The organism is Arthrobacter sp. FW306-1B-F12A (genome assembly GCF_058781865.1).
This window is the reverse complement of sequence record NZ_JBYSXD010000026.1, coordinates 33,367-50,457: the sequence shown is the minus strand read 5'-3', so window position 1 is coordinate 50,457 and position 17,091 is coordinate 33,367. Positions and strand designations below refer to the sequence as shown.

The following is a 17,091-nucleotide window of genomic DNA, read 5'->3' as shown; positions in this document are numbered from 1 at the left end:
GCCCACCAAGGGACATGCTTAGTCCGAGGGTCTAGACCGCGGTGGCGAGGTAGTCGATGGCCAGCTTGTAGCCCTGGACTCCTGCGCCGACGATCACCGCGGAGCACACCGGGGACAAGTAGGAGTGGTGCCGGAACTCTTCGCGCTGGTGGACATTGGTGATGTGGACTTCTACGGCGGGAAGCTGCACTGCCGCGAGCGCGTCCCGCAGTGCCACGGACGTGTGCGTGTAAGCACCCGCATTGATGACGATCCCGACGGCGGTCCCGCGGGCGCCATGGATGGCGTCCAGGAGGTCGCCCTCGTGGTTGGACTGGACACAGTCCACCGTGAAGCCGTTGGCCTCGGCGGCGGCCATGGCGAGCTGTTCGACGTCGGCCAAGGTGGACGTGCCGTACTTTTCCGGCTCGCGCGTGCCCAGCAGGTTCAGATTGGGGCCGTTGAGGACGAGGATGGTGCCGCGACCGGCTTCGGTGGCGGTGGGAGCTTCAGTCATGACTCCCAATCTATCGGTGCGCCGAGCCTGTCCGGCGTTTCTTACGCTGCCCGGCTGCGCCGCGGCACCGGACAGCGTAAGAAACACCGAACAGCGTAAGAAACACCAAACGGCAGCTACACCGCAGTAATGCTGAGCAGCAACGCGTGCTCAGGGTTCAGGACCGGCAAGGGAAGCCCCACCTGCGCAAGGAAGCGCCCGCTTGCCTCAGCCCCGGATGGCAGCCATGCCGGAGGTTGCACCTGGGTGAACGTGCGGGCATAGTCCGCATCGCCAGGCGCGGGGAAAATTGCTTGCACCCTGTAAGAGCGCTCGGGGTCGAGGCCCGGAACAGCGATACGCCCGGGTTGTTCGGCGAACGACGTCCGGGTGCTGACGACGGCGAACAGCGCGGACGCGCCGTCGTCGGACACCACACCGTGCAACATCAGTGAGTCGTCGGGAACGTCCGCGCGGACCATCCGCCCGCTGTGGATGAGCCCCCGGTGCTCCTTGTACAGGCCGATGAAGCGCTTGAGCTCCTCGCGTTCGGCGCCTTGGACGTGGCGGACATCCCATTCCATGCCGAAATGCCCGAATAGCGCAGTGATGGCGCGGAAGGAGAGATCGTGCGTGCGGGCCGTGGTGTGCGAGGTGGTGGGGCCGATATGCCCGCCCACCAGTTCCGGCGGAACCACTACGCCGGTCCAGCGCTGGATGGTCTGCCTCTCGAGGGCGTCGTTGCAGTCCGATCCCCAGATCCGGTCGGTCCGCTCAAGGATGCCGAGATCCACCCGGGCCCCGCCTGAGGAGCAGCTTTCGATTTCGACGCCGGGGTGGGCCTTGCGGAGCTCGTCGAAGAGCCGGTACGCGGCGAGGGTTTGCGCGTGTACGGACGCACGGCCCGCATGGCCGTGCTCGGCGAGGTCCCGGTTCTGGTCCCATTTGAGGTACTTGATGTTGTTTTCCCCGAGCAGGGCGTCGATCCGCTCGAAGACGTACTGCCAGGCCGCCGGGTTGACGAGGTCGATGATGTGCTGGTGCCGCCATTCCAGAGGGAGGCGGCCGCCGTCCTTGTGGGAGAGTGCCGCGGGGCCCACGATCCAGTCGGGGTGCGCCCGGGCGACGTCGGAATCCAGGTTGACCATTTCCGGTTCCACCCAGAGCCCGAATTCCATGCCATGGGAGTTCACGGCTTCGATGAGCGGTGTCAGGCCATCGGGCCAAAGGGTTTCGTCGACGTACCAATCGCCCAGGCCCGCGTGGTCGTCGCGGCGCCCGCGGAACCACCCGTCGTCGAGCACGAAGCGCTCAACGCCCAGCTCCGCGGCGGACTCGGCGAGCTCGATCAGGGTGTCCAGCTTGTGGTCGAAGTACACGGCCTCCCAGGTGTTGAGGACCACTGGTCGGGGCTTGCCGGCGGGGAGTCCCGTGGAAGCCGCGGGAAGGACGTGATGCGGGCGCGAGCGGAACCAGCTGTAGAACGCTTCGCTGATGCCGTCGAGGCCACGGTCCGAGTAGGCGGCAAACAGGGCGGGTGTGGTGTAGCCCTCGCCGGGCTGGAGGACTACTTCGGCCGGGCCCAGGAGCTCGGAGCCGCCGATCATCGTGCGGCCATCGGCCACGGTGTCGGCGAATTGTTCGTGGTTGCCGCTCCACGCCAAGTGGGTGGCCCAGACCTTTCCGTGGCGGTTGCCGAATCCGGCGGTGCCCGCCGCGAAAAGCAGCGAGGAATCGTGCCCCGTGCGGCCGTGGCGACCCGTGCGCACCCACGTACCTTGCTGCACGGGCCGGCGCTGTGGGTGCCGTTCGCGGCACCAGCGCCCGGTGAGGTCAAGGAGTTCGACGGCGTCCGGCCCCACCGGGAGGACGGTGGCCAGTTCGTCGAGCTGGAAGGGGGACGTGCCGTCATTGACCGCGGTGTGGCGCAGCTCCAGAAGGCCGCCGGGGTGAAGGGTGAGTGTGGACGTCACGGTGATTCCGGCGTCGGGATCCTTCTGGACAATCGCTGCGGAGGCGACGGCGGAGCTGCCGTCAGCCTGCACTTCCACCACGCGAAGCCGGGCCGAAAAGTCCAGTCCCGGAACGCCGTCGGCGATTCGCTGGCCGCGCAGGCCCGGGCGGCCCAGCCACGCGGAGGAGCCCTGCGGGAGGAGCGCGGCCGGTACGTTGGCGTCGACGGCGGAGTGCGGAATGGGTTCGCCCAGGATGGCAAGGTCCGGGAGGGTGCTGCCGAGATCGGCACCCCAGTGGATGACCTCGGCCTCTCCGTTATCGAAACTGACCACCAGGCTTGTGCCGGCGGAACGGAGGTGGAGCGGGTCCATGGGCTGGTTCACTTTCAGAGAGTCGTGTGTCGCGTTATGAGGGAGTGGAGAGTCCGGGCGCCGCCGTCAAAGGAGTGAAAGCGGCGGCGCCCGGACTAGCTTGGCGGGACTGGTGTTACTTGAAGAGGTTGTTGACCTGGTTGTTGGCGTCGGAGAGGGAGCTGGCCGGCTTCTTGCCGCTCAGTACTGCGTCCATTGCGGGCTTCATGATGCCGTCAACTTTGGCAGCCTTGTCCGCGATGGGGAAGAGGAACGTGGTCCCGTCTTTGACCTGCTGGGTGAAAGCGGAGACGTCAACACCCTTGGCCGCGAACGCCTTGGCGGCCAGGTCAGAGGACGTGCTGATCGCCGGGAACACGACAGCCTTGTTGGCGACGACGTCCTGGCAAGCCGACGAGCCGAGGTACTCGACCCACTTGGTGGCCGCTGCCGGGTTCTTGGTGCCTGCCCAGATGGAGTCGGCGAGGCCGTTGAACATTGACGCGCGCTTACCGCTCGGACCAACCGGCGTTGGGGCGATTCCGGTCTGGATGCCCTTGTAGGCGGTGTACTGGCCGATCATCCATGAACCGCTGGTATTGATTGCGGCCTTGCCCGCGCCGAAGTTGTCCGACACGCTGGCGCCTACCGTTGTTTCGAGTTTGGGCATGTAGCCCTTGTCCGCCAGCCCTGCCCACCAGGCGATGGTTTCCTGGAACTTGGGGTCGTCGTAGTTGAACTTGGTGCCCCACGGGTTCTTGTCGGTAGCGGTCCAGCCGGTGGTGGCTGCGAGGAAGCTCCATTGGGTCTGGCCCTGGCCGGAACCGGAGGACTCCAAGCCCAAGCCGTAGACGGCCACATTGTTCTTGTCGAAGCCGGCTTCGTCTCCGCGCTTGCCGTTCTTGTCCACGGTCAGGTGGGCAATGGTCTTTTCGTAGCTGCCGCCGTCCTTGGGGTTCCAATCGAGCTTGGCCATCTGCTCGGCGGTGATCCCGGCGGAGTCAGTCATCGCCTTGTTGTAGAAGAGGCTGATGGTGTCCCAGTCCTTCGGGAGGCCGTAGCGCTTGCCGTCCTGGCCTACCCAGAGATCGGCCAGGCCCTTGTTGTAGCTGTCCAGCTTGACGCCGTCCTTGGCTACGGCATCGTCGAGGGCCAGCAACTGCTTCTTGGAAGCAAACTCCGGGTACTTGGACAGGTGGTCGGTGAAGACGTCCGGGGCGGTGCCGGACACGAAGCCGTTGGTCAGGGTGGTCCAGTAGTCGTCCCAGCCGCGCTGGGTGATTTTGACCGTGATGTTCGGGTTTGCCTTGGTGAAGTCGCTCGCGCACTGCTGGTATGCCGGGAGCTGGTTGGCATCCCACAGCCAGTAGTTGATCTCGCCCTTTGCTTCGCTGGAGACAGGGGTGGAACCGCCACAGGCGGAGAGTGACAGCGCGGCTGCGGCAGCGACGGCGACGGCGGCTGCGACGGTGCCAATGGATTTCTTCATGGTGGACCTTTCAGGGGGTTGCGATGGAACGGGGCGGTGCTGGGGATGACTTACTTGATGCCGGAGAAGCCGATGGAGTTGACCACCTTCTTGCCGAAGGCGATGAAGAGGATCAGGACGGGCAGCGCTGCCACGAGGGTGGCGGCCATGAGCCCACTCCAGTCCGGCGCCCCTTGCGGGGACTGGGACTTGAAGACGCCCAGTCCCACAGTGAGGACGCGGACACTTTCGTCCTGGCCCACCAGGAGCGGCCAGAAGTACTCGTTCCACTGACCGATGAAGGTCAGCAGGGCCAGGGTCGCCAGGGGTGCTGCGGCGTTGGGGATCACGATCTGGAAGAAGATCCGGAGGTGCTTGGCGCCGTCGAGCATGGCTGCCTCTTCCACTTCGCGGGACATGCTCAGGAAGAACTGGCGCAGGAAGAAGATGGCGAACGGGGTCATGAACATGAAGGGCAGTGCCAGCCCGGCGAAGGTGTTGAGCAGGCCCAGGTTCTTGATCATCAGGAAGTTGGGCAGGGCGGTGAAGATCGGCGGGACCATCATGGTGGCCAGGAAGATCGCGAACACCTTGTTCCGGCCGGGCCAGCGCAGGCGGGAAAAGGCGTAGGCGGCCATTGCGCTGAAGAACACCTGGCCTGCGGTGGTCATGGTGGCGAAGACGATCGAGTTGCGCAGGTAGAGCCAGAAGTTGATGTCAGCGCCGGAACCGCCTTCGGCGATTGCCTGCTCGGGGCTCTGTAGCCCGAAGACCCGCTGGAACGCGCCCCAGCTGAAGTCCGCGGGAAGGAGGTTGCCGGCGTTCGAGGCGAGCGAATGGTTGCTGGACAGTGCAGTCCGGAGCATCCAGAGGAACGGGGCGAGGGTGACCACGACGGCGATCGCTACGAGGACCCAGGCACCTGCGCGGCGCCAGTTGAAGGGTTTCGTGCGGGGGCGGCGCGATTGCGGAGAGCCGGCGACGGCGGTGGCGGACTCGCGCGAACGGCGGGAATTGGTGGAGGTACTCATGGCGGGGCTTCCTTAGTCCAGGTCCGTCTCGTTGCCTTTGAGGAACTTCATCTGGATGAAGGCCACGAGGGCGAGAATGATGAAGAGAATGACGGACAGCGCTGAGGCGTAGCCGAAATCGGACTCGCCGAACGCCTTTTGGTAGATGTACATCTGGATGACCCGGGAGGCATTGACGGGTCCGCCTCCGGTAGTCACGGCAACGGTGTCGAAGACCTGGAATGAACCGATGACGGTGACCACAAGGACCAGGACCAGCACCGGGCGAAGGAGCGGCATGGTGATGCTCCAGAAGGTCCGGGTGGGGGAGGCGCCGTCAAGGTTGGCTACCTCGTAGACGTGGTTGGGGATGGCCTGCAGGCCGGCGAAGATCAGCAGGGCCGTGTAGCCCATGTGCCGCCACACGTTGACGAAGGCGATAGTCGGAATGGCCCATTGATCGCTGCCGAAGAAGGCGATGCGGGGCAGGCCCATCCAGTTGATGATCTCGTTCACGATGCCCAGCTGGTAGTCCAGCATCCAGAACCAGAGCAGCGCGACGATCACGTTCGCCACGAGGAACGGCAGCAACAGGACGCCGCGGATGAAGGTGGACTTGGCCACGCGGTGCATGAGGAGCGCGAGTCCGATGGCGATGACGGTCTGGAAACCGATGTTCAGTGCAACGTATTGGACGGTGACGGCCATCGCGTTCCAGAACAGGTCGTCGCTGAAGATCGACGTGTAGTTCTTCAGGCCGATCCAGGTGGGATCACCCAGGATGCTGTACTCGGTGAAGCTGAGGTAGATGCCCCGGATGGTGGGGACGAGGAAGAAAAGAACAAAGCCGATCATCGCCGGGAAGATGAAGAGCAACGCGATCTTCAAGTCACCGATCCGGCGGATGCCGAACCTTTTTGGTTTGCCCGGTTGGGGAAGCGCGGCGGGCTCCGCTTGTTTGGCAAGGGTGGTCATCTTCGACCCTTTCCTGACTGTGATGTGGGTTACAACTGATGGAAATCTACACGAGTAGATATGAAGGGGTCAAGTGTTATTGTGAACTTTTGTTCGATTATTTTGGATTTATTGCTTTTTATTGACTCGAGTAGATCCCAGTGATTCACTGGCCTGAGTCACTCGTCGAGCCTCTCCGGGCGCGGCGATGGCATTCTGAAGCCAGCCACACGAATCGAAGGGCTAACAATGACGTTTTCAATGGGAGTAGTAGGCCTCGGCCAGTTCGGGGGCCAATTCGCCCACCTCTTCAAGCTCCACCCCGGGGTTTCCGCGGTCTACGCAGTGGACGAGCTCCCTGAACGGGCGTCCAAAGCTGTTGAACAGCTGGGGCTCGACGGCACTATGGGCAGTTTCGACGAGCTGCTGGCCTCCGACGTCGACGCCGTCGCTATCTTCACGCAACGCTGGACGCACGGGCCCTTGGTGATCAAGGCGCTGCGCGCCGGAAAGCACGTCTATTCGGCTGTTCCGATGGCAATCTCGGAGGAACAGATCGCCGGGATCATCGACGCCGTGCGTGAAACCAAGCTTGTCTATGCCATGGGAGAGACCAGCTTCTACAACCCCGCAACCGTCTATGCGCGCAAGCAGCACGCCGCCGGCAAGTTCGGCCGCATCTTCTACACCGAAGGCGACTACGTCCACGACATGGACCTGGGCTTCTACGAGGCCTACCAGTACAGCGGCGGCGAAAACTGGAAAGCAACCGCCAGCTACCCGCCCATGCTGTACCCGACGCACGCCATCGGAGGCGTGCTGGGCGCCATACCGGGCCACGCTGTGAGCGTCAGCTGCATCGGCGTCAAGGACGATCGCGGCGACGGCGTCTTCGACAAGGAAGTCAGCATGTTCGACAACGACTTCTCCAACGCCACTGCGCTGTTCGAAATGAACGACGGCGGCGCGATGCGCACCAACGAGATGCGCCGCGTCGGCTACCCCTCGCATATCCGCGAATCGCGCTTCCGCTTCTTCGGCACGGAGGCAAGCTTCGAGCAGCTGGCCACCACCACGCTGTGGCAGGACAAGGAGGGGGTCCTGGACGTCTCGGACCAGGTGGAGACCAAGCCGAGCATGTCGGCCGATGACCCCTCGTTGGCGGACGTCGCCCCCGAACTTCGCGGTGCGTTCATCTCCGGCCTCGCTCCGGTGCACGACGCCGGACGGCTCCCCGTTGAATTCGAGGGAGCCCCCACCGGGCACGAAGGCAGCCACCAGTTCCTGGTGGACGACTTCGTCACGGCCGTGAACAAGGGAAGCCTTCCTCCGGTCAACGCGTGGGTGGCGGCGCGCTTCACGCTCCCCGGCGTCGTGGCGCACGAGTCCGCGCTCCGCGGCGGGGAACGGCTCCCCATCCGCGATTTCGGCGATGCTCCGGAGGCTTTGTAGCTAGCATGATCCAATGACTACTTCGGCAGTGCACACCCCGCGCGGACCGGTGACGCGCAAAGACGTGGCCCGGTACGCCGGGGTGAGCACCGCCGTCGTGAGCTATGTGGTGAACGGCGGCCCCAAGAAGGTGGCGCCGGCAACGGAAGCGAAGGTCCAAGAGGCCATCCGGATCCTGGGATACCGGCCGAATGCCGCGGCGCGTGCGCTCAAAATGGGATCCAACCAGACCATCGGCCTCGTGATTCCGGACTCCAGCAACCCCTTCTGGGCCCTGCTGGGACACGCTGTGGAAGTGGCTGCCGCCGAGCGCGGCTATGCCTTGCTGCTGACGAATTCCGACAACAAGCTGGACTCCGAACGCCGCCACATCCGCAACCTCGCTGACCGGCAGGTTGATGGCGTGGTCCTGGCCAGCGTCATGTTCGAACCCGATCTACTGGAGCTTTTCGGCACTGAAATCCGCTCGGTCCTGCTGAACCATGCCTCGATCGCCCCTGGTTTCAACAGCGTCGGAGTGGACCTTGAGGCCGGAGCCCGCTTGGCCGTGGAACATTTGATCGGCCACGGACACACCAACATCGGACTCGCCATGGGCATCACGGCGGACAACGTGACGGACGGACGGGAAGAGGGGTGGCTGCGTGCTCTGCAAGCCGCCGGTCTGCCTCCTGGACCCCTTGCACGCGACGGTTTCGACCGCCCCGGGGGCTATGCTGCCGGACGGCGCCTCCTGGCCTCTGCCAACCGTCCGACGGCGATCTTCGCCAGCTCCGATATGCAGGCAATCGGGGTCCTGCGGGCAATCCGCGAGGCAGGTCTCTCCGTTCCGGAGGATATCGCCGTGGCGTCCTTCGACGGCTCGGTTGAGGCTGAATACACCTGGCCGGCCCTGACCACGGTGGAACAGCCGGTGTGGGAGATGGCAGAGGCCGCAGTATCCGCGCTGGTGGGCGAGAACCGCAACGAACCCCCGCAGCACAGGGTCTTCCCCACCCAGCTCCGCATCCGCCAATCGTGCGGGTGCCCGTAACGCCTTCCCCGCCCACGCGTTAGTGAGCGGCGATCCTGAGCTTTCCGACGCCGTCGGCGAGGATGCGCCGGGCATCCTCGCCGAGGTGCGAGTCCGTCACGAGTACGTCGGCTTCCTCCAGCTGGGCAATCGATGCAATGCCGACAGTTCCCCACTTGCTGTGGTCCGCCAAGACCACCACGTTGCGTGACGCGCTGATGAACGCCCGGTTGGTTTCGGCTTCCTGCAGGTTCGGCGTGGTGAATCCGGCGTCCGCATCCATGCCGTGGACGCCCAGGAACAACATGTCCAAATGCAGTTGCTTCAGCGCGGCCGTCGCGATGGGACCCACCAGAGCGTCCGACGGCGTGCGCTCGCCGCCCGTCACGATGACCGGGAAAGCCTCCCGCGAACCCGAGGCGTTGTGGAAGAGATCCGCAATCCTGATGGAGTTCGTCACCACCGTGATCCGCGGGCCTTCCAGGAGTACCTTGGCGAGCTCGTAGGTGGTGGTTCCGGCGCTCAAGCCCACGGCCATGCCTTCGTGGACCAGGGTGGCGGCTTCGACGGCGATCGCGTGCTTTTCGTCGACCAGTTGGGTGGATTTCAGCTCAAAGCCGGGCTCGTGGGTCCGGGCATCGCCCGGTATCTTGGCCCCGCCATGGATGCGCTCGACGAGCCCGGACTCCTCAAGCGACTCGATGTCGCGCCGAACGGTCATGGCTGAGACGCCCAGCAGTTGCGCGAGGTCCGAGACGCGGACAACGCGTTCACGCTGGACGGCGTCGACTATGGCGGTGTGGCGGGCTGCCTGAAGCATCGGAGCCTTTCTGGACGGACGGCGGGTGGCTAGGCGGGAGTGGCGACGACGGCGACGCCTCCGGCAGTAAGGTTTAGCGTACCTCCGGTGGGTGTCCCGCCCAGGAGCTCGACGCCGTCGAGCGGCACCTCCACGTCCCGCGCGCTGTGGTTGATGACGAAAGTCCAGTCCTTGGTGCCGTTGCTCCTGCGGACGATTTCCACGTCTTCCGGAGGCTGAACGCCCAGGACCGGTGCCACTCCGGCGTCCGAGCAGAGGAGCTGGACGAGTTCGGCCAGCCCCTCGCGGCCCAAGGTCGTGGCGACGTAGTAGGCGGCACCGCGCCCGGCGGATCCCGCCCGGCGGGTCACCGCGGGCGAGCCGTCGACGCCGGTGCGTGCGCCGCTTGTGTCCGTGCCGCCGTCGAACGTGGCAAGAACCTCCGCCGCGGTTGCCTTCCCCAGCTCGCTCCAGACCGTCCCCGAGCCGAAGCGGCTCAAGCCCACGGCATCGCCTGCGCGCAGGGGGAAGAATTCCTCCATGCTGACGCCCAGCAGTTCGGAGAATGCCCCTGGATAACCGCCGCCGTTGACCGGATCCATCCGGATGTGGTCGTTCTCGTCAACGATCCCGGAGAAATACGTGATCACGAGGGTTCCGCCGGCTTGGACATACTCGTGGAGCTTCGCGGCGGCCTCATCGGTGACGAGGTACAGCATGGGCGCGATCACCAGTTTGTAGCCGGAAAGATCGTCGGTGCTTTGCCGGATGTCCGTGGTGATGCCGGCCCGGTAGAGCGCATCGTGCCAGCGCCGCGTTTCCGGGAGGTTCCGCGCGTCTTCGCTGGGATGCGAGTCGAGTTCGGTGCCCCAGCGGGCGTCGGTGTCATGGATGATGCAGGCTTCGGCCTGGACCGTTGAGCCGGCCACCTCCGAAATGCTCTCGAGCGCCCGGCCCAGCTCCACCACTTCGCGCCACACTTTGCTGTCGCGGCCGGCGTGGGGGACCAGTCCGGAGTGGTACTTTTCGGCCCCGGCGCGGGAAGCTCGCCATTGGAAGAACAACACGCCGTCGGTTCCGCGGGCCACGTGCTGCAGGGAATTGCGCAGCATTTCGCCCGGCACTTTGGCCACGTTGCGGGGTTGCCAGTTGACTGCCGAGGTGGAGTGTTCCATGAGGAGCCATGGTTTGCCCTGTGCCCAGCCGCGGGTGAGGTCCGCCGTCATGGCCAGGTCCTGGAAGTTCCGTTCGTCGGCGGCAATCAGATAGTGGTCGTTGGACACCACGTCCATGTGCCCGGACCAGCGCCAATAGTCCACAGGGGCGTTCAGGCCCATGTTGAAGCCCATGAAATTGGTGGTGACGGGGTGCTTCGAATGTGCCTTGATGATGTCTGCCTCCGCGTTGAAGCACTCAAGCAGGGCATCGGAGGAGAACCGCGCGAAATCCAGTTGCTGCGTGGGGTTAACCCACGTTCCCGAACGCCGCGGCGGCAGGATCTCGGCCCAGTCGTAGTAATGCTGGGACCAGAAGGCCGTGCCCCAGGCCTCATTGAGCGCGTCCAGGCTCCCGTACCTGGCCTGGAGCCATTCCTGGAAGCCACGCTCCGCGTGCGGGCCGAAGTCCGGTTGGTTGTGGCAACCGTACTCGTTGTGGACATGCCACATCACGACGGCGGGGTGACCCGCGTAGCGCTGGACGATCGCCGTCGTCAGGGCTGCTGCCGCCCGGCGATAGTCGGGCGAGCATGCCGCGAAGGCTTGCCGGGAACCGTAACTTTGCCGGACGCCGTCGGTATCCACGGGGAGCGAATCGGGGTACTTCCGGCTGAACCACGGCGGCGGAGAGGCACTCGCGTTCGCAAGATCCACGCTGATCCCGTTGCTGTGGAGCAGGTCCAGGATCCTGTCCAGCCAGCCGAATTCGTACCGGCCTTCTTCGGGCTCCAGCAGCGCCCAACTGAAGATTCCGACACTGACCAGGTTCACCCCGGCTTCCTTCATGAGGACGACGTCGTGTTTCCAGACCTCTTCGGGCCATTGTTCGGGGTTGTAGTCGCCGCCGAACGCGATCCGGCCGCCCAACTTGTCGACGATGTAGTCCATTGCCATGCGTTTTATCCTTTGCTGGAACCGAGCGTGAGGCCGGCCACGAATTGGCGCTGCAGCACGAGGTAGATGATCAGGGTGGGTATCACGGTGATGGTGGCACCGGCCGCCAGGAGGTTGTAGTTGCTGAGGAACTCGCCCTGCAGGTTATTGATGGCCGTCGTGATGGGCAGCCGGTTTCCGCTTTGGATGAAGAGCAGCGGCCAGAAGAAATCGTTGTAGATGAAGATGACTTCCAGGGTTCCGAGCGCCGCGAGGGCGGGTCGGCACAGCGGCAGGATGATGTTCCAGTACTGCCGCCAGATCCCGGCCCCGTCCACCAGTGCGGCTTCCGTCAGGTCGGACGAGAGGGCCTTCATGTAGTTGGAAAGCACGAAGGTGCAAAAACCGATCTGGAACGCAGTGTCCACGGCGATCACCGAGATGTAGGTGTTGAGCAGGTTGCCGGAATCGCTGAAGGAGTACGGCAGCGTGACATGTTTGAACATCTCGAACAACGGAGCCGCCAGGACCTGCGGCGGCAGGAGGTTGCCGGCCGTGAACATGATCAGGAGCGTGACGTTGAACTTCCAGCTCACCCTGGAGACGGCGAATGCCATCATCGAGGCGAAGAACAAGGTCAGGAGCACCGAGGGGACGGTGATGATCACCGAGTTCAGGAGGTATTTCGAGAATCCGCCCTGGGTCCAGGCCGTGATGAAGTTGTCGAAATTGAAAGTGCCGCCAAGGCTGAAGTAGCCGTATTTGTCCGTGTCCGCCTTGGGACGCAAAGCCGTGAACAAGGACCAACCCAGCGGAATAAGCCACATGATGGCCATGACGGTCAGGAAGATGTGGGTCCCGTAGTGGCGTTTGCCGGAGTTCCTGGCGCCCGTGGCTGTTGTACGCGGGATGGGGTTGGCGAGGGTGCTCATGCCTTGCTCTCCTTGCCGAAGGTGCGGATGAGGTAGAAGACGATGGGGATCAGCGAGATGACCAGGAGAATGACCGCGAGGGACGAACCGACGCCGATCACCTGGCCTTCGCCGATCAGGTTCTGGATCACCAGGGCGCTAATCAATTCAAGGCCGTTGGTCCCTCGGTTGATGACGTACACAATGTCGAAGGCACGGAGCGACTCGATGATCGTGATCACCACGATCACGATGTTCACAGGGCGCATAGCCGGGAAGACGATGCGGAAGAACGTCTGCGCGGCGCTGGCGCCGTCAATCGACGCCGCTTCCCGCAGCGAGGGGTCCACGCCCTTGAGCCCGGCCAAGTACAGGATCATGACGTAGCCCGCGTGGCGCCACGTTGCCGCAACCATGGCCGCCCAGATATTCACGTTCGAATTTCCGAACCAGTCCACGGCTTGTGGTGTGCCCGCCGTGCCCAGGAGGTAGTTCAGCAGTCCGCTGTCCCGGTTGTAGAAAAGCTGCCAGATGATGCCGATGAGGGCCAGCGACAACATGACCGGCGTAAAGAAGATGCTCTGGTAGATCTTGCTGCCGCGTATCTTCTGGTCCAGGAGCACTGCCAGCAGCAGGCCGAGGGGTGTTGCGATCAGGGCCAGGAAGACGAGCCAGAGGACGTTGTGTTGAATGGCGGGCCAGAAAGGGGGATAGTCCTGGACCACGTAGTGGTAATTGTCCGGCCCTGCGGCCTTGATGTCCTTCAGGTCCAGGCCGTTCCAGCGGGTGAAGCTCAGCGCGATGGAGAAGAGCGTGGGCAGCCAGACAAGCAGGAGCTGGATCAGGGTAGGCACGCCCACCATGATGGCGAGGACGAATTTGTCGCGGCGCGTGAGGCGGCGGACCCTGCCTGCTTTGCCGGTCCGCCTGCCGGTGCCGGGCTGGCTCTTGCCGGCCGTGGTTCGCCCGGCAGCACCGGGTTCGCTGTCCGGTGCTGCCGGTTTCTCGGCGGTAGTACTCATGGGGATTCCTTCAGCTACTGGGCTGCGTAAAGGGTCTTGGCCTGCGCTTCAAGGTTCTTGACGTCCACGGTGCCGTCCTTGATGAAGGACTGCAGCGCGGGGATCATTACGTTGTTGGCCATGGCAGGGAGGGCGTCACGGTCCAGGAACTGGCTGATGTACTTGGCGTTGGAGATGGTGTCTGCACACTTCTTGTTCAGCGGGGTGAACTTTGACGTGTCGGCGCCCTTGACGGTGGCGATGTTGGAGCCATCCACGGCTGAATAGGCGTTCTGGCCTTCGGCGGATCCCATGAACGCCAGGAAGTCGTGAGCCGCCTTGTTGTCGCCGCCCTTCTTGGACAGGAGCAATCCGTCGATGGGGGCCTCGACGGCGTCGGTGCCTTCCACCGCGATTTCCGGGAACGGGAAGAAATCGATGTCCGCCAGCACGGCGGGGTCCGTGAATTGCTGGGTCACGAACGAACCCAACAGGTACATGCCGGTCTTCTTGGCTTCGAGTGCCTTGGCCGCGTCCTGCCAGGTCTGGCCGAGGGCATTGGGGTCCTGGAACGGCAGGAGGGCCTTCCAGGTGTCGAAGACGTCGCTGACCTTCTTCTGGTCCCAGCTTTCCTTGTGGGCGGTCAGGTCCACGTGGAACTGGTAGCCATTGAGGCGCATGTTGATGTAGTCGAAGGTGCCCATGGCCGGCCAGCCGTCCTTGTCCGCGAAGCCGATGGGGATGATGCCGTCGGTCTTCATCTTCGTGGCCAAGGTCTTCAGCTCATCGAAGGTCTTGGGGACTGCGTAGCCCTTCTCGGCCCAGAAGCTCTTCCGGTAGAAGAAGCCCCACGGGTAGTTGTAGTTGGGGACCAGGTACATCTTGCCGTCCGGGCCGGTGGAGGCCTTCTTCATGGCGTCGGAGAAGTTGCTGCCGATCGTTGCCCATACGTCGTCTACGGGAGCCAGGAGGCCCTTGCCCGCGTAGTACTGCATGCGGTAGCCGGCGAACCACGTGAAGGCATCGTCCGGGCTGCCCTGGAGGTAGGAGTTGATCTTGTTCTGGAAGTCGTTGTGCGGGACGACGTTGGTGGCCACCGTGATGCCGGACTTCTTGGTGAAGGCATCGGTGACGGCTTTGTAGGCGGCCTTGGGAACGTCGTCCGAGGAACCTGAACCGAAGGTCAGGCTGTTCGAGGAAGCTCCGGGAGCCGGTCCGGAACCGCCAGTGCAAGCAGCCAGCAGCGGAATGCCGGCGAGCCCAGCAGCGCCTATACCGAGCGTTTTCAGGATGGTGCGGCGTCCAGGGCCGGCGTTGTAGGCCGACTGGAACGGGTCAAGATTCGCTGCCATGTTCTCTCCCTTGAAAGCGTGGTGCTTGTGAGTTATCTCACGTAGAACTCGACTATAACCGCTCAAAAGAGAACATGAAAGAACTAAATATAACATTCTTGCGACGGCGGGTTTTAAGACAAGAACGGCGGTCCTCCCGGGAGAGAACCGCCGACCTTGCGTGGTGCCTTGGCGCTTTTGTTTGCTTGGAGCAGAGCCTACTTCTTCAGCGATTCCGCGATCTGGGCCATGATGGTTGGGTCGGACAGGGTGGTGGCATCGCCCACTTCGCGGCCTTCTGCGACGTCCTTGAGGAGGCGGCGCATGATCTTGCCCGAGCGGGTCTTGGGCAGTTCGGGGACCACGAGGATGTGCTTGGGCTTGGCGATGGGGCCGATTTCCTTGCCCACGTGGTTGCGCAGCTCGAAGACGGTGGCGTCGCCGTCGTTGACGGCGTCCCCGCGCAGGATCACGAACGCGACCACGGCCTGGCCGGTGGTTTCGTCGGAAGCCCCGACGACGGCGGCCTCCGCCACCCAGGGGTGGGACACGAGCGCGGATTCGATTTCCGTGGTGGAGAGCCGGTGCCCGGAGACGTTCATGACGTCATCCACCCGGCCCAGGAGCCACACGTCTCCGTCTTCGTCTTTCTTGGCCCCGTCCCCGGCGAAGTACATGCCCTCGAAGCGGGACCAGTAGGTGTCCTTGAACCGTTCCGGGTCGCCCCAGATGCCGCGCAGCATCGCGGGCCAGGGTTCGCGGACCACGAGGTAGCCGCCGTGCCCGTCCGGGACGGACTCGCCGGCCTCGTCCACGACGTCGATCGCGATGCCCGGCAGCGGGACCTGCGCCGAACCCGGCTTGGTCGCCGTCACCCCCGGAAGCGGCGCGATCATCTGCGCGCCGGTCTCGGTCTGCCACCAGGTGTCCACGATCGGGGCAGGGTGTTCCTTCTTTTCCCCGTTCTTCCCGGCGTTGGAGCCGATGACGTCCCGGTACCACATCCAGGCCTCGGGGTTGATGGGCTCACCCACCGAGCCCAGGACCCGGATCGAGGACAGATCGTACTTGGCAGGGATCTCCCGGCCCCACTTCATGAACGTCCGGATCGCCGTCGGGGCGGTGTACAGGATGGAGACCTTGTACTTCTCCACGATTTCCCACCAGCGGCCCTGGTGCGGGGAATCCGGGGTGCCCTCGTACATGACCTGGGTGGCGCCGTTGACCAGCGGGGCGTAGGCGACGTACGAGTGGCCGGTGACCCATCCGACGTCGGCGGTGCACCAGAACACGTCCGTGTCCGGGTGCAGGTCGAAGACCGCCTTGTGCGTGTACGCGGTCTGGGTGAGGTACCCGCCGGTGGTGTGCAGGATGCCCTTGGGCTTGCCCGTGGTCCCGGAGGTGTACAGGATGAACAGCGGGTGTTCGGCGTCATGCCCGACGGCGGTGTGCTCACCGGAGGCGACGCCGACCGTGTCCTCCCACCACTGGTCCCGGCCCTCGTGCCAGTCCACCGGCTGGCCGTTGCGCTTGACCACCACGACGTTCCGGACCGAATGTCCCTCTTTGGACAGGGCCTGGTCCACGGCCGGCTTGAGCGGGCTGGGCTTCCCGCGCCGGTAGGTGCCGTCGGCGGTGACCACGAGCTTGGCCTCGGCGTCATCGATCCGGGAGCGCAGGGCATCGGCGGAGAACCCGCCGAACACCACCGAGTGCACGGCCCCGATCCGGGCACAGGCCAGCATCGTGATCACGGCCTCGGGAATCATGGGCAGGTACACGGCCACCCGGTCACCCTTGGCCACACCGAGCGACTCGAAAGCGTTGGCGGCCTTCTTCACCTCGTCGGTCAGCTGCGCGTAGGTGTAGGAGCGGGTGTCGCCCGGTTCGCCCTCGAAATGGATGGCCACCCGGTCCCCGAGCCCGTTCTCCACGTGCCGGTCCAGGGCGTTGTACGCGGCATTGACTTGCCCGCCGACGAACCACTTCGCGAACGGCGGGTTGGACCAGTCCAGGGCTTCGGTGAAGTCCGTGTCCCAGTCCAGCAGTTCCCGGGCTTGCTTCGCCCAGAACGCGGGACGGTCCGCATTGGCTTCCGCATAGACTTCGGCGCCGACTACCGCGTTGGCCGCGAACTCAGGGGTGGGCGCGAACTTCCGGTTTTCGTGGAGAAGGTTTTCGAGGGCGTCGCCGTTGCCTGCCCCGTCGGATCCGGGTGCAGCGGTGGTCGTCGATCCATTGGCGTCCTGGGACATGTGAACCTCATCATTCATCGATCTCTG

The 17,091-nt window shown here is 64.2% G+C and carries 13 protein-coding genes; 2 read left to right on the top strand and 11 right to left on the bottom strand.

Going from position 1 to position 17,091, the window contains the following annotated elements; all coding sequences use genetic code 11:
• Positions 1-31: 31 nt before the first annotated feature.
• The 5 genes from aroQ to AC3WJU_RS13660 form a co-directional block, all read right to left on the bottom strand.
• Positions 32-496, bottom strand: coding sequence for a type II 3-dehydroquinate dehydratase (gene aroQ, locus AC3WJU_RS13680; RefSeq protein WP_059389485.1), 465 nt, complete (start codon positions 494-496; stop codon positions 32-34).
• Positions 497-612: 116 nt separating this feature from the next.
• Positions 613-2,802 carry an alpha-galactosidase gene (locus tag AC3WJU_RS13675; RefSeq protein WP_492260104.1) on the bottom strand — a complete coding sequence of 730 codons (2,190 nt, stop codon included), beginning with the start codon at positions 2,800-2,802 and terminating at the stop codon, positions 613-615.
• A gap of 115 nt (positions 2,803-2,917) precedes the next feature.
• Complete coding sequence (locus AC3WJU_RS13670) at positions 2,918-4,270, bottom strand: ABC transporter substrate-binding protein (RefSeq protein WP_059389486.1); 1,353 nt, start codon at positions 4,268-4,270, stop codon at positions 2,918-2,920.
• A gap of 50 nt (positions 4,271-4,320) precedes the next feature.
• Positions 4,321-5,280 carry a carbohydrate ABC transporter permease gene (locus AC3WJU_RS13665; protein ID WP_307054514.1) on the bottom strand — a complete coding sequence of 320 codons (960 nt, stop codon included), beginning with the start codon at positions 5,278-5,280 and terminating at the stop codon, positions 4,321-4,323.
• A gap of 12 nt (positions 5,281-5,292) precedes the next feature.
• On the bottom strand, positions 5,293-6,234 hold the full coding sequence (locus tag AC3WJU_RS13660; protein ID WP_059389488.1) for a carbohydrate ABC transporter permease: 942 nt from the start codon (positions 6,232-6,234) through the stop codon (positions 5,293-5,295).
• A 228-nt stretch (positions 6,235-6,462) separates the two neighbouring features.
• Here AC3WJU_RS13660 and AC3WJU_RS13655 point away from each other — a divergent pair, with 228 nt between their 5' ends.
• Complete coding sequence (locus AC3WJU_RS13655; protein ID WP_306959269.1) at positions 6,463-7,665, top strand: Gfo/Idh/MocA family protein; 1,203 nt, start codon at positions 6,463-6,465, stop codon at positions 7,663-7,665.
• A gap of 13 nt (positions 7,666-7,678) precedes the next feature.
• Complete coding sequence (locus tag AC3WJU_RS13650) at positions 7,679-8,698, top strand: LacI family DNA-binding transcriptional regulator (protein WP_059389490.1); 1,020 nt, start codon at positions 7,679-7,681, stop codon at positions 8,696-8,698.
• Between the two features lie 19 nt (positions 8,699-8,717).
• Here the strand turns inward: AC3WJU_RS13650 and AC3WJU_RS13645 are convergent, their stop codons facing one another.
• The 6 genes from AC3WJU_RS13645 to acs form a co-directional block, all read right to left on the bottom strand.
• Positions 8,718-9,497, bottom strand: coding sequence for a DeoR/GlpR family DNA-binding transcription regulator (locus tag AC3WJU_RS13645; protein WP_284990340.1), 780 nt, complete (start codon positions 9,495-9,497; stop codon positions 8,718-8,720).
• A 29-nt stretch (positions 9,498-9,526) separates the two neighbouring features.
• Entirely contained in the window at positions 9,527-11,587 is a 2,061-nt protein-coding gene (locus AC3WJU_RS13640) for a beta-galactosidase (RefSeq protein ID WP_492260101.1), read from the bottom strand.
• 5 nt (positions 11,588-11,592) lie between these two features.
• Positions 11,593-12,498, bottom strand: a complete 906-nt coding sequence (locus AC3WJU_RS13635) for a carbohydrate ABC transporter permease (RefSeq protein ID WP_059389492.1) — start codon at positions 12,496-12,498, stop codon at positions 11,593-11,595.
• Complete coding sequence (locus AC3WJU_RS13630; protein ID WP_492260100.1) at positions 12,495-13,499, bottom strand: carbohydrate ABC transporter permease; 1,005 nt, start codon at positions 13,497-13,499, stop codon at positions 12,495-12,497. Before AC3WJU_RS13630 ends, AC3WJU_RS13635 begins: the two co-directional genes overlap by 4 nt.
• 14 nt (positions 13,500-13,513) lie before the next feature.
• The gene (locus tag AC3WJU_RS13625) at positions 13,514-14,830 is read right to left on the bottom strand and encodes an ABC transporter substrate-binding protein (RefSeq protein WP_059389494.1); all 1,317 of its coding nucleotides are present in this window, start codon (positions 14,828-14,830) and stop codon (positions 13,514-13,516) included.
• A gap of 197 nt (positions 14,831-15,027) precedes the next feature.
• The gene (gene acs, locus AC3WJU_RS13620; protein ID WP_492260099.1) at positions 15,028-17,064 is read right to left on the bottom strand and encodes an acetate--CoA ligase; all 2,037 of its coding nucleotides are present in this window, start codon (positions 17,062-17,064) and stop codon (positions 15,028-15,030) included.
• Positions 17,065-17,091: the final 27 nt, after the last annotated feature.

Bases quoted from the DNA above. Each gene is read 5' to 3' on its own strand.
- AC3WJU_RS13630 (WP_492260100.1), bottom strand. From the start codon at position 13,499: ATGAGTACTACCGCCGAGAAACCGGCAGCACCGGACAGCGAACCCGGT.
- acs (WP_492260099.1), bottom strand. From the start codon at position 17,064: ATGTCCCAGGACGCCAATGGATCGACGACCACCGCTGCACCCGGATCC.
- AC3WJU_RS13655 (WP_306959269.1), top strand. From the start codon at position 6,463: ATGACGTTTTCAATGGGAGTAGTAGGCCTCGGCCAGTTCGGGGGCCAA.
- aroQ (WP_059389485.1), bottom strand. From the start codon at position 496: ATGACTGAAGCTCCCACCGCCACCGAAGCCGGTCGCGGCACCATCCTC.
- AC3WJU_RS13645 (WP_284990340.1), bottom strand. From the start codon at position 9,497: ATGCTTCAGGCAGCCCGCCACACCGCCATAGTCGACGCCGTCCAGCGT.
- AC3WJU_RS13675 (WP_492260104.1), bottom strand. From the start codon at position 2,802: ATGGACCCGCTCCACCTCCGTTCCGCCGGCACAAGCCTGGTGGTCAGT.
- AC3WJU_RS13650 (WP_059389490.1), top strand. From the start codon at position 7,679: ATGACTACTTCGGCAGTGCACACCCCGCGCGGACCGGTGACGCGCAAA.
- AC3WJU_RS13660 (WP_059389488.1), bottom strand. From the start codon at position 6,234: ATGACCACCCTTGCCAAACAAGCGGAGCCCGCCGCGCTTCCCCAACCG.
- AC3WJU_RS13665 (WP_307054514.1), bottom strand. From the start codon at position 5,280: ATGAGTACCTCCACCAATTCCCGCCGTTCGCGCGAGTCCGCCACCGCC.
- AC3WJU_RS13670 (WP_059389486.1), bottom strand. From the start codon at position 4,270: ATGAAGAAATCCATTGGCACCGTCGCAGCCGCCGTCGCCGTCGCTGCC.
- AC3WJU_RS13625 (WP_059389494.1), bottom strand. From the start codon at position 14,830: ATGGCAGCGAATCTTGACCCGTTCCAGTCGGCCTACAACGCCGGCCCT.
- AC3WJU_RS13640 (WP_492260101.1), bottom strand. From the start codon at position 11,587: ATGGCAATGGACTACATCGTCGACAAGTTGGGCGGCCGGATCGCGTTC.
- AC3WJU_RS13635 (WP_059389492.1), bottom strand. From the start codon at position 12,498: ATGAGCACCCTCGCCAACCCCATCCCGCGTACAACAGCCACGGGCGCC.